Source organism: Acinetobacter sp. P1(2023), from assembly GCF_028367635.1.
GTDB lineage: Bacteria > Pseudomonadota > Gammaproteobacteria > Pseudomonadales > Moraxellaceae > Acinetobacter > Acinetobacter pittii_E.
In genome coordinates, this window is sequence record NZ_JAQNDD010000004.1 from 163,463 (window position 1) to 175,918 (window position 12,456).

Below are 12,456 nucleotides of genomic sequence, written 5' to 3' on the forward strand. Positions count from 1 at the left end.
CACATGTTGATCTATTCTTATAGCTCACTATAATTTTATTAAAATAATGATTGATCATTTAAAGATGGATGCACTAAGTAAGTTTTTTGATGATATTCACCTTAATAAGTCTGAATACATCTATTTAAAAGCACAAGGAGAATGGGCTTTTAAAACACAAGATCAATCTGCTTTACTTGCCTATATTGTTTTAACTGGTTCAGTATATATTCAACTTAATGCGTCAGAAAAAATAATTGCGACAGCTGGTGATATTATTTTAATTCCTTCAGGAAAAGCACATAGTGCCACTGATTCAAAATCAACAGCCAGTAAATTAGTAGATTCTCTAGATATTACTTCACTTTTTAACGGACATAGACAAGACGCGATCGAGTTTGGCACTTCTTCTCCGGATAAAACATTATTGCTATGTTTACGCTGTCAGATTGATACTCATATGGCAGGTCCTTTGATTAATGCATTGCCATGTATTATGCATATTCAACATGAAAATCAAACCAACCCACCTGAATGGCTACAAATTGGACTTTATTTTTTAGCAATTGAAACTCAAAAAATCAGGCCGGGTCATGACAAAATTATTGATCATCTAGTCAGTATTCTTCTTATTGAATGTATACGTGATCACGTTCAACAAATGACTGATCAACAAAACTGGCTAAGTGCCTTAACTCACCCTGAATTGAGTAATGCCCTATCTGCTATTCATAGCCAACCAGAAATGGCTTGGACCGTTGAATCTTTAGCAGAACAATGCTGTATGTCACGTTCCAAATTCGCAAATCTATTTAGCAGTATTATTGGTGAACCCCCTCTAACTTATTTGCAACATTATCGCTTTCGTTTAGCTAGCCAATATTTACGTACAAGTAACTTATCAATTCAGCAAATATCAAATAAAGTTGGCTACTCATCTGAAACTGCTTTTAGTCAAGCATTTAAACGAAGTTTTGATTTATCACCTAAACAATATCGACAGCAATATATCGAACAATCTCTCGATTAGTAGAAAATAAAAAAAGCGCCGAAGCGCTTTTTTTATTTGATTAAATTATCTATTTAATCTTTGCATGTGATTTTAGATATTGGCTGTAATCTTCCAATATTTGTTGGCCACGTGATTGGCGATAAAGTTGTTTTAACTGTTGTAACTGATCAGCAGGAATAGCATTTACAGCTGATGAATTTACATTTGAAACGGCAACGACTACAAGCTCATTTGGTAAGTTTGCTGTTGTAACAGACCACATACCTGGCTTAGGTGTAGCTAAGCTAAATGCAGCACGTTCAATTTCGCGTTTTAAACCTTGTGATCGAGTAAATACACCAGCTGACTCAAATGTGACTTTATTTTTAGCAACCACTTGGTCTGCAGGTTGAGTTTTAAACTCAGTCAACATAGTAGCAATTTTTGCTTGAGCAGCTTTACGCGCTTTTTCATCGATAACTTTTGCTTTCGCTTCATTCATCGCTTGTGCTAATGGTTTTACACCAGCTGCGTGGTAATCACGTACTTTAACCCATACCGTATCACCATTCGCCAACTGAATATTAGAGGAAGTATTACGGTCACCATTCTTCACATCATCATTAAATAATTTAACTTTGACGCTTGGATCGCTTAAATATGGATTTTGAGTAGCTAAAGTTACACCATTTAATGACTCAACTTTTGTACCTTTTACTTCTTGTACAACTGCTTCTAATGAATCATTGCCAACAATCGTTTCATTCAAACTATTTACGGTATCTGAATAAACAGTCGCAACTTTATTCTTTTCAACCTCAGCAGTTAAACGTGCCTTCTCAGCTTCAAATGAAGGGATTTGGTTCGCTTGCGTTTCTGCTTCAATAATATGGTAACCATATTGTGTTTTTACTGGCTGTGAAACTTGCCCATTTTTCAAACTTAAGACAGTTTTATCAAATGCATCTGAGAAAACACCTGGTGCATATGCTTCTACTAAACCACCTTTTGCTTTAGAACCAGGATCTTCAGAAAACTGAGATGCAGCCTGAGCAAATGAAAGTCCGCCCTGAATTTTTGCATACACTTCTTTTGCAAGCTTTTGAGCTGCTGCATCATCGCGAGCATCAGTAGTAATTAAAATATGCTTCACGGTTCGCTTGGCATCTTTTTTCTGAGTTTCAACAAACTTTGCATAAGCCTGCTGAAGTTCAGCTTCAGTTGCAGGAGCTGGTTTAGCTACCATTGAAGGAGATAACACAACATAATCCACATCAACCGAAGCTTGTTGCTTAAATTCATTTTGATGCTTGTTGTAATAATCTGTAGCTTCTTGATTAGAGGCAGTTAAACCTGTTTTGTAACTATCTAATTTAATACTAGCTAAGTGCAAAGTACGCTGTTCAGTTTGCAAATTCGCAATTTGCATAAGATCAACTTTACTTACTAGAGAGTAATCAGCAAATGTAGAAGTTAACATTTTTAAAGCATGATCTTGACGTAGGCTTGAAATTAAACCTTGGCTTGTCATGCCGATCGAACGTAAATAATTTTCATAGAGTTTTTGTGAGAATTGACCATTCTCTTGCAAACTAGGCTGTTGAGCTAACATTTGCTCAATTTGAGTATCACTCAAAGAAATACCTAATTTTTCCGCTTGCTGAATCAATAAATTACGCGACACTAAAATATCAAGTGCCTTAGCCTGAATGACAGGCAAATTAAGTAAACTCTCATCACCTTTAACAGCAGCTAAATATTGTTGTTTGTAAGACTGAGTTAAAGTTTCAAGGTCTTTTTTAGATATTTCTTGGCCGTTTACTGTCTTTGCAACATCAGCCTTGTTTCCCCTATTAAAATATCCTTCAATACCTACAAGTGCTAAAGGGGTCAAAAACAAAATTAGAAGGACTTTGCCGAGCCAACCCTTAATGACTGTACGAAACGATTCCATAAGTATTCCAATATTTTATTTCGAGGAGAATTTTAACTGAAAAACCACAATCAATGAATGAGCAATATTGGTCAATTCAGATTTTTAATAAAAAACGCGCCTATATTGGCGCGTTTATTCATCTTAAAAGATTAAGCTACTGAATCTTTAAGACCTTTACCAGCTTTGAAGCTTGGTACTTTTGTTGCTTTAATTTGAAGCTCTTCACCAGTTTTAGGGTTACGACCAGTACGTGCAGCACGTTCTTTAACACTGAAAGTACCAAAACCAACTAAAGTTACTGTGTCACCTTTTTTAAGTGCTTCAGTAATTGACGCAATTGTCGCATCGAGTGCCTTGCCTGCATCAGTCTTAGATACTCCCCCTTTTTCAGCAATTGCATCGATTAATTCTGATTTATTCATGAATAAAACATCCTCTTAATATCGTTTGTTTAAGGTCCAAGGCTATAGTTTAAAAGGCCATGACGCCTTTATAGCAATGCTTTAGGGGAAAACGCAATACTAGAGCAGGGCTTTTAGCAAAAATAAATGCTAAAAAACTGTTATATATTTGCTAAATCCCAACATTTTTTTACTTTTTATTCAATTTTGCTTTCAACTGCTGGTTTTCTTCTATTAAAGCATCCACCTTAATATGCAGTTGTACAAGCAGCTGTTCAATGTGTTGTAAATCCTTCGGAGTGACTAGTCCTATTCGGTTTAAAGAATGATTAACACTCGTATCAAGAATCTTCTCTACCTTATCTTTTGTTTCAGATACAGATTCTTTAGCTTTTTCTGTAACTTTACCTACAGTATTATCAGCCAAGTCCCCAGTTTTTGACTCTAACTCTTCACCAACTTTGACCAAGGAATCAAAGAGTTTGTTGCCCTCTTCTTCCGCACGTGAAAATGCCCCTAGTCCCGCCAACCAAATTTGCTTAGTATACTTTCTAAAATCCAATGCTGATTTTCTTGAACCTCTTGATTTTAATTTATTTTTTTCTTCTGACTCTTCTGTATGGTTATCTATATTTGCATTATCCATTAATCTAAACTCCTAATCAGATGAGAGAAATGATGACTGATTTGACCACAAAATATTTCTATAATATCAAAGTAAAGACTTGATCCATTTACAAAACTGTTCTACAAAGCAATTAAGTCATGTAAATATATTTAACACGACATTGTGTTAAGTTTGGGATAGGATGTCCCATTCTTCAATTAATTGCTATTTGTAAGGATAAACTTTTATGAGTGAAACGCAACAAAGACAAAAACATCCGCGTCTGTTGCTGAATATTGTTCTAATTATTTTAGAAACTTTCTTTTCATTTATTCTCACCCACGATGGTGCTCTTCGCTTGCAAGCGAAAAAGTTTATCTTAAACAAAACAACAATTCGCATTAACAGCTATCTGCCTTTTTTTGACTTCTATGTTCAATTTACAGAGAAAGGCTTGTTATTCGATATCCACTCTTTTGACAGACGTATTGATCTTGAAATTAATAGTACTCTCGTTGACCTCATTAAAATTTTCGGTTTTTCAAATCAGCGCAGTCTTAACAATATGCGTATTGATGGAGATGAAGAAACTAAAAAGGAACTTCTAGATTTAATTTCTCACTTAACACTACCTAAGTTACTTGCAGACTGGAAACAATGGTTCAATGCAACTGATGATGAAGCTGAAACACTTGCTTCGCATAAAAAGATTGCACCTTTACTTGAAAAAATTGATCAACAACGATCAGAAATCAATTCACTTCATGTGGAAATAAAACAATATCAAAATCGAATTACCCGTTTACAGCGACGCCAACGAAACATTAACCTCTCCTTTGGTATAATTAGCCTAATATTTATTGCTTATTTCATATATAATTTGTGGGTCGTTTAATTTATTTTTCCATTTTGTTCCTATACTTGAATTAAAAATAAAAAAACTTGACTATTTTAGTCGGGATTCATAAAATCCTATTATCTAGTCTTAACATGTGTATCGAATCATGCGCCTTACAACTCGCGGTCGCTACGCAGTGACTGCTCTACTTGATTTAGCTTTGCAGCCAACTGAACAAACGATCACGCTCGCCGAAATTGCCGCACGCCAATCCATTTCAGTTGCTTATTTAGAACAGTTATTCGCAAAACTTAAGCGTCATGGGTTAGTTTCTAGTGTTCGTGGTGCAAATGGTGGTTATCATTTGGCTCGAAATGCTGATGAAATTACTGTGTTAGAAATTATTGAAGCCGTAAATGAAACCGTTGATGCAACACGTTGTGACCACAAAGGTAACTGCCAGAATGGTGCAATGTGTCTCACTCACGATTTATGGCAAGAACTCTCTCATCATATTGCCGACTATTTAGCAAAAATCTCTCTTGCCGATCTCATTAGCCGAGACAACGTTCAAACTGTTGCATTACGCCAAAATGTGACTGGCACAGATTCAGCTCTTTTATCGGGTACAGGTATTTGATATGAAACGTCCAATTTATCTTGATTACGCAGCAACCACTCCAGTAGATCCGCAAGTTGCAGAACGTATGATGGAGTGTTTAACTTTCGACGGTACCTTTGGTAATGCTGCGTCTCGTTCCCACGCTTATGGCTGGCAGGCAGAAGAAAAAGTTGAATATGCACGTGAGCAAGTAGCAAATTTAATTAAAGCTGATCCACGTGAAATCGTTTGGACTTCTGGTGCAACTGAGTCAGACAACCTTGCCCTTAAAGGTGTAGCTCAGTTCTATGCATCTAAAGGCAAACATATCATTACAAGTAAAATTGAACATAAAGCTGTTCTAGATCCTTGTCGTGAATTAGAAGAACAAGGTTTTGAAATTACTTATTTAGAGCCAGAGCCACAAACAGGTTTAATTACTCCTGAAATGGTTAAGGCTGCCCTTCGCCCAGATACTATTCTTGTTTCACTGATGATGGTGAACAATGAAATTGGTACAGTTACAGATGTAGCAGCGATTGGTGAATTAACACGTGCCAATAAAACATTCTTCCATGTAGATGCAGCACAAGCGGCTGGTAAAGTCGAAATTGATTTATCTACTATGAAAATTGATCTTATGAGTTTCTCTGCTCATAAAATTTATGGTCCAAAAGGTATCGGTGCATTATATGTACGTCGTAGTCCACGTGTGCGCTTAAAAGCACAAATTCATGGCGGTGGTCATGAGCGTGGTATGCGTTCTGGTACTTTAGCGACTCACCAAATTGTAGGTATGGGTGAAGCTTTTGAAATTGCTGGCAAAACAATGCAAGCAGAACAAGAGCGCATCCGTAAGCTTCGCGACAAGCTTTGGAATGGTTTACAAGATCTTGAACAAGTTTTCTTGAATGGCCACCCAACTCAAAACGTTGCTAACTATTTAAATGTCAGCTTTAACTTTGTTGAAGGTGAATCTTTAATGATGTCTCTTAAAGATGCTGCGGTATCAAGTGGTTCTGCTTGTACTTCTGCAACCTTAGAGCCTTCATATGTTCTTCGCGCATTAGGTTTATCTGATGAGCTTGCACACAGTTCAATCCGCTTTAGTTTTGGTAAATACACAACTGAAGAAGATATTGATCACGTGCTTACAATTACCAAAGCCGCTGTTGAGAAATTACGTGAACTTTCTCCGCTTTGGGATATGTATAAAGAAGGTATCGATCTTTCTACAGTTGAATGGGCTGAACACTAATTTATTGAAATTAGTATTTTTACCCTCATATTAATATTAGGCTGACCCCGAGGTTTGGAGAAGCGAAATGGCTTATAGCGAAAAGGTAATTGATCATTACGAAAACCCTCGTAATGTTGGTGTTTTAGATAAAAACTCTGAAAATGTAGGTACAGGCATGGTGGGTGCACCTGCATGTGGCGACGTGATGCGTTTACAAATTCAAGTAAACGATAGCGGCGTGATTGAAGAAGCACGCTTTAAAACTTATGGCTGTGGTTCTGCAATTGCATCAAGTTCCCTTGTAACTGAGTGGTTAAAAGGTAAAACTCTTGATGAAGCTCAAGCGATCAAAAATATTGATATCGCAACTGAGCTTGCACTTCCACCAGTAAAAGTTCACTGCTCTGTACTAGCTGAAGATGCAATTAAAGCTGCGATTGATGATTACCGCAGTAAAAAATCTAAAGCTTAATTTGTTACCATTGTAAACGTTGGAGTTTTCATGATTCATTTAACTGAAAATGCTGCGACTCATATTAGCAATTACCTTAAAAACCGAGGTAAGGGTGAAGGCATTCGCGTGGGTGTGAAAACTTCTGGTTGTTCTGGGTTGGCTTATGTTCTCGAATTTGTTGATTCTATCGATGAGCATGACCAAGTTTTCGAACAATTTGGCGTTAAGGTTGTTGTAGATCCAAAAAGCTTAGTCTATTTAGAAGGCTTAGAAATGGACTACGTTAAGAACGGCCTTAATGAAGGGTTCGAATTTAACAATCCTAATAAGAAAGGTGAATGTGGTTGCGGTGAGTCTTTCACTGTATAACCCACTTCTCCTTCCATCCTTTTCATTAAAACAGTGTCTTTTTATAGCACTGTTTTAATGTATTTAATTAACGTGGACCTCCTTTCTAATGAATCATTTTGAGTTGTTCAATTTACCCGTAGAACTCGATATCGATTTGGCGAGCTTAAAATCTAGTTTCTTAAGCTTGCAGCAGCAATATCATCCAGATAAAGCAGAAGATAAAGATCAGGCGTTGATCAAATCAAGTGAAATCAATCAAGCTTTTAAAGTTCTATCGCAAGTAGATAGCCGCGCTGCTTATCTTCTTGCATTAAAAAAGCAAGATCATCACCTAGATCAATCTATTAGTGATTTTGAGTTTCTGCAATCAGCTCTAGAACTTCGTGAACAACTTGATGAAGCAACTTCACAAGAGCATTTAAGCACTCTTAAACAAGAAGTGTTTCAGTGGATTGAGGGTTTAGTTCGCGAGTTTAAAATTGATTACTCAGATGAAGACTGGGGTGAAGCTCGAGATACTGTACGTAAATTACGTTTCTTTCAGCGCGTTCTTAACGATATTGAAAAAGCAGAAGATCAATTGTTGGATGATGAAGACAACTTTGATTTAGATGACGATTTTTAATTTGCTTTTTTCAATTTATATTCAAAGGATTTAACTCATGGCACTTTTGCAAATTGCTGAACCGGGTCAATCCAGTGCCCCACATCAACACCGCATTGCGATTGGTATCGACCTAGGAACAACACATTCTCTAGTTGCGACAGTGTTATCAGGCAAACCAAAAGTCCTCAACGACGAAAAAGAAAGAAGACTTCTACCCTCTATTGTGCACTATGGAAGTGATATCACTCACTATGGTGAAGAAGCAAAGCCTTTCATTATTGCTGATCCAAAAAATACAATCGTTTCTGTAAAACGTTTTATGGGACGCTCAAAAGCAGATATCAAATTTCAACACCCTTATGAGTTAGTGGGTTCTGAAAATGAGATGCCAGCTTTCGAGACACGTTCTGGCCGCAAAACGCCTGTTGAAATTTCAGCTGAAATTTTAAAACAGCTAAAAGAACGCGCTGAATCTAGCTTACAAAATCCAGTAAATGGTGCTGTAATTACTGTTCCAGCTTACTTTGATGAAGCTCAGCGCCAAGCGACACGTGATGCTGCACAGCTCGCTGGTTTAAATGTATTACGTCTTCTAAATGAACCAACAGCTGCTGCTGTGGCTTATGGTTTAGATCAGGAAACAAATTTAGCCACAGATCACAATTATGTGATTTATGACTTAGGTGGTGGTACTTTCGACGTATCAATCCTACGTTTCTCACAAGGTGTCTTTGAAGTATTAGCTACTGGTGGCCATACTGCTTTAGGTGGTGATGACTTAGACCGTCTTATTGTTAAATGGGCTAAAAAACAGCTAAACATTGATACGCTAAGCGATGAAAACTATGCCGTATTTATTGTGGCTGCTCGTCAAGCAAAAGAACAATTGTCTACACAAGAATCGGTTCAGTTAAAACTACTTGAAAATGAACTAACACTTGATCGTTCAACCTTTGAAAGCATCATTCAAGTTGCTTTAGATAAAACAATCAGTGTTTGCAAACGTGTTTTACGTGATGCAAAACTTGAATTATCAGATATTCAAAACGTTGTTTTAGTAGGTGGCTCTACCCGTTCTTATGCTGTTCAACAAGCAGTTCGCAATGTGTTTAATCAAGAACCACTTTGTACAATTAACCCTGATGAAGTAGTTGCAATTGGTGCTTCCATTACAGCTAATCAGTTAATTGGAAACAGCCAAGACGGTTCATTACTTTTGGATGTCACTCCTCTTTCTCTTGGCTTAGAAACCATGGGTGGATTAGTGGAGCGTCTTATTTCACGTAATACAGCTATTCCAGTTGCTCGTCGTCAGGAATTTACTACTTATCAAGATGGCCAAACAGCCATGCTTATTCATGTAGTTCAAGGTGAGCGAGATTTAGTCGAGCATTGTCGTTCATTAGGAAGATTTGTTCTTCATGGCATTCCTCCAATGACTGCTGGTCAAGCACGTATTGAAGTTACCTTTCAAGTAGATGCAGATGGCTTACTCACGGTTTCAGCTCGTGAAACAACTTCAGGTGTCCAAGCTCAAATTGATATAAAACCATCTTATGGTTTATCAGAGTCTGACACTGAACGCTTATTAATTGAAGGTTTCCAGCACGCGGAAGAAGATAAAAATCTGCGTCATTTAAAAGAAACCAAAGTTGAGGCCCAACGTGAGCTTGAAGCACTAGAACAAGCTCTGAAAGTGGATGCGGATTTACTCAATAATGAGCAACTCGAAGCACTTAAAGCCGCTGAAAATTCGCTTAAAGTACAACTTGAAGGCAATGATATTCAAGCAATTGAAAAAGCTGTAGAACAACTTAAAGTACATAGTGATGCTTTTGCTGCACTACGTATGAATCGACATATTGACCACGCCTTAAAAGGTACAAAACTTGAAGATTGGTCAAATTCAAACTAAAGGTATAGGTGATCAATATGCCCCGTATTAAAGTACTTCCTCACGCTCAATTTTGTCCTGAAGGTGCAGAATTTGAAGTTGAACAAAATGCAAATCTTTGCCAAAGTTTGCTTGATCGAGGAATTAAAATCGAACACGCATGTGACATGTCATGTGCTTGCACTACCTGTCACGTAGTAGTTCGTAAAGGTTTTGATAGCCTAGAAGAAATGGATGATGTTGAAGCAGATCTTTTAGATCGCGCTTGGGGTCTTGAACCAGATTCTCGCCTCTCGTGCCAAGTAAAAATTGTTGATGAAGATTTAGAAATTGAGATCCCTAAATATACAATCAACCACGCTTCAGAAAATCATTAATCGAGTCATTAAAAAAGCTGCTTTTAAAGCAGCTTTTTTATGTTTTATAAACTCTAAACTTGGTCTTGCGAATCTATCTCTAAAGGTTTAACCTCATCTTCAAGTCTTAACTGTGCAATACCTTGAGTATTTACTAGAGTTTGTTGAACTTTAATTCGTTGAATCATCTTCTCAAGTACTTCTACCAATTCAGGATATTCATAGTTTTGTACTTCTTCTAAATTAAGTACCAAATGGAAGCCTTTATACTCATAGTCAAACCATTGCTGATGATCCGACTTATTCCCTGTATATTTCTCCATTACTTGCCATGTTTTTACCGCACCTTGAATACCTTTTAGGTAAATCGGTGTTTTAGGAGCACAGAGGAAATCACTCTTAATTAATTGATAAGTATCATCTGAAATTAAAATCTCATCTATTTCAGCAGCATACTGCAAACGAGCCGCTAAATTCACATCACGACCAACGATCGTATAAGCCATGCGATGTGTTGCCCCATAATTCCCTACGTGACAATAACCAGTACTAATCCCCATTCGGATATGCAAGGCTGAGTAACCCATTTTTTTCCAGCGCTCACGTAGCAATTTCATTTGCTGACGCATAGCAATTGCCATTTCTACACAAGCTTTAGCATCTTGTTCTACACCTTGTGAATTTGGATCACCAAAAAATATGAGGATGGCATCCCCCATAAATTTATCGACAGTAGCCTCATACTGTTTAGCAATTTCAGTCATATGACTTAAATAATCATTAAGCAAAAATGCTAAATCATCTGGAATTAAAGTTTCTGATAACTCTGTAAAACCCTGAATATCAGAAAAAAACACCGTCATTTTTTTACGCTTATATTCAATCTTTGCTTCAGCCTCGCCGCGCATAATAGACTGCCACAACTGTAGTGGCGCATAACGGCTTAGCTGATTAGCAAAAGCAATATAACGGGTCATTTGGTCATAGTAATGTTGACGCTGCTGACTGATTTTTTTAACCCAGCGATGCTGGTAATAATTTCCAATGGTAATAAACATAACCAAACCAAGGAGTGTTATTACTGTCAACTCTTGGCTAGTAGGCTCAAAATATGTATAAAAACCAAATAGGAAAAAAGTACTTAAATAAAAAATAATCGCGCCTAACAAACTCGTTAAACAAATGACTGCGAAAGAAATACGACTATTAATTGCGGAATAAAACAATGCAAAAAGTGCAATAAATGTAGGCACTAAATTAAGATGCAGTCCTGCCAAAGTAACGGCTACAACAATTGCATCGATTGCAAAGAAAACACTTTTTTGAGTTTTTTTATCGAATTGGTACTGAAGCCAGTGTTCTAATTTCGAGCTAATAAAAAGCAGAAATAGGAAAAAAGGTGGAACATAGATCTGGTAATTTGTATTCGGTGAGGTAAAAGCGTAGATCACTAAAATTAATGACAGAATTGAATATCCCATCAAACGATGAAAATATGCAAACTGCTTAGGCTCTCTATCGATAAACCTCTCTAATTGCACCCTATCCTCCACACCTCAATGTAGCCACATTCATATAAATGTGGCATTGCATTGATTTAGTCCATGCGCCAATCAAAAGGCATGTCGCCTTGACCACGTAGCGCAAGCATAAGGGTTTGACGCATATGAGCCAGCACATCATTTGTATATGGAACAGCTGGTGTACCCCAAACTGGTTTAGGCCATGCAACATCATTCTGATAACGTACAACATGATGAAAATGCAATTGAGGCACCATATTCCCTAAAGCTGCAACATTCATTTTATCAGCACGGAATACACGAGATAGCTGGCTAGATAACCAACTTGATTCGCGCAAAAACTGTTCTTGGTCAGCTTGGCTCAACTCATATAATTCTGTGATTCCCGGCACACGAGGGATTAAAATCAGCCAAGGGAATTGCATATCATTCATTAAACGACATGTTGAAAGCGGAAAATCGCCTACAAAAAAAGTATCTTGAGCAAGTTGTGGATGCAAACTAAACATATCTTTTATAAATGACAATAAACAATAATGGCTAATACTATCACATCAGTTTTAATGTGAGTATTGCTAGTGTCTGGTTTGATTACAAATAACAATGATTTTATGCACTTATTCCCCGAATAGACCAAGAAATCGTGCATAAAATTCTGTTATTAACATACAAAAGATT

Annotated in this window: 14 protein-coding genes; 9 read left to right on the plus strand and 5 right to left on the minus strand. The window is 37.1% G+C overall.

Annotation, left to right across the window (positions count from 1 at the left end):
- The first annotated feature begins 64 nt into the window (after positions 1–64).
- Complete coding sequence (locus POD11_RS07785) at positions 65–1,009, plus strand: AraC family transcriptional regulator (RefSeq protein ID WP_442866959.1); 945 nt, start codon at positions 65–67, stop codon at positions 1,007–1,009.
- A gap of 49 nt (positions 1,010–1,058) precedes the next feature.
- Here the strand turns inward: POD11_RS07785 and POD11_RS07790 are convergent, their stop codons facing one another.
- The 3 genes from POD11_RS07790 to POD11_RS07800 form a co-directional block, all read right to left on the minus strand.
- Positions 1,059–2,924 carry a SurA N-terminal domain-containing protein gene (locus POD11_RS07790; RefSeq protein WP_262456865.1) on the minus strand — a complete coding sequence of 622 codons (1,866 nt, stop codon included), beginning with the start codon at positions 2,922–2,924 and terminating at the stop codon, positions 1,059–1,061.
- A gap of 131 nt (positions 2,925–3,055) precedes the next feature.
- The gene (locus tag POD11_RS07795) at positions 3,056–3,328 is read right to left on the minus strand and encodes an HU family DNA-binding protein (protein WP_001043034.1); all 273 of its coding nucleotides are present in this window, start codon (positions 3,326–3,328) and stop codon (positions 3,056–3,058) included.
- Positions 3,329–3,497: 169 nt separating this feature from the next.
- Positions 3,498–3,953 (minus strand): phasin family protein, encoded by a 456-nt coding sequence (locus tag POD11_RS07800; protein WP_016141153.1) that lies wholly within the window; start codon positions 3,951–3,953, stop codon positions 3,498–3,500.
- Positions 3,954–4,161: 208 nt separating this feature from the next.
- Here POD11_RS07800 and POD11_RS07805 point away from each other — a divergent pair, with 208 nt between their 5' ends.
- The 8 genes from POD11_RS07805 to fdx all read left to right on the plus strand — a co-directional run bounded on the left by POD11_RS07805 (position 4,162) and on the right by fdx (position 10,276).
- The gene (locus POD11_RS07805; RefSeq protein ID WP_262456866.1) at positions 4,162–4,809 is read left to right on the plus strand and encodes a hypothetical protein; all 648 of its coding nucleotides are present in this window, start codon (positions 4,162–4,164) and stop codon (positions 4,807–4,809) included.
- A gap of 109 nt (positions 4,810–4,918) precedes the next feature.
- Complete coding sequence (locus tag POD11_RS07810; RefSeq protein WP_002117915.1) at positions 4,919–5,392, plus strand: Rrf2 family transcriptional regulator; 474 nt, start codon at positions 4,919–4,921, stop codon at positions 5,390–5,392.
- 1 nt (position 5,393) lies between these two features.
- Positions 5,394–6,611 (plus strand): IscS subfamily cysteine desulfurase, encoded by a 1,218-nt coding sequence (locus POD11_RS07815; RefSeq protein WP_016141155.1) that lies wholly within the window; start codon positions 5,394–5,396, stop codon positions 6,609–6,611.
- Between the two features lie 67 nt (positions 6,612–6,678).
- A complete protein-coding gene (gene iscU, locus POD11_RS07820; protein WP_002117907.1) occupies positions 6,679–7,065 on the plus strand; it encodes a Fe-S cluster assembly scaffold IscU in 387 nt (128 codons plus the stop codon).
- A 30-nt stretch (positions 7,066–7,095) separates the two neighbouring features.
- Positions 7,096–7,416, plus strand: a complete 321-nt coding sequence (iscA, locus tag POD11_RS07825; protein WP_016141156.1) for an iron-sulfur cluster assembly protein IscA — start codon at positions 7,096–7,098, stop codon at positions 7,414–7,416.
- Between the two features lie 88 nt (positions 7,417–7,504).
- Positions 7,505–8,023: a Fe-S protein assembly co-chaperone HscB gene (hscB, locus tag POD11_RS07830; protein WP_005076214.1), complete on the plus strand. Its 519-nt coding sequence runs from the start codon at positions 7,505–7,507 to the stop codon at positions 8,021–8,023.
- A gap of 37 nt (positions 8,024–8,060) precedes the next feature.
- The gene (gene hscA / locus POD11_RS07835; protein ID WP_016141157.1) at positions 8,061–9,920 is read left to right on the plus strand and encodes a Fe-S protein assembly chaperone HscA; all 1,860 of its coding nucleotides are present in this window, start codon (positions 8,061–8,063) and stop codon (positions 9,918–9,920) included.
- Between the two features lie 17 nt (positions 9,921–9,937).
- A complete protein-coding gene (fdx, locus tag POD11_RS07840) occupies positions 9,938–10,276 on the plus strand; it encodes an ISC system 2Fe-2S type ferredoxin (protein ID WP_009387062.1) in 339 nt (112 codons plus the stop codon).
- Between the two features lie 53 nt (positions 10,277–10,329).
- Here fdx and POD11_RS07845 read toward each other — a convergent pair whose 3' ends face one another.
- Positions 10,330–11,796, minus strand: a complete 1,467-nt coding sequence (locus POD11_RS07845; RefSeq protein ID WP_262456867.1) for an adenylate/guanylate cyclase domain-containing protein — start codon at positions 11,794–11,796, stop codon at positions 10,330–10,332.
- Between the two features lie 56 nt (positions 11,797–11,852).
- The gene (locus tag POD11_RS07850) at positions 11,853–12,287 is read right to left on the minus strand and encodes an HIT domain-containing protein (RefSeq protein ID WP_002117900.1); all 435 of its coding nucleotides are present in this window, start codon (positions 12,285–12,287) and stop codon (positions 11,853–11,855) included.
- Positions 12,288–12,456: the final 169 nt, after the last annotated feature.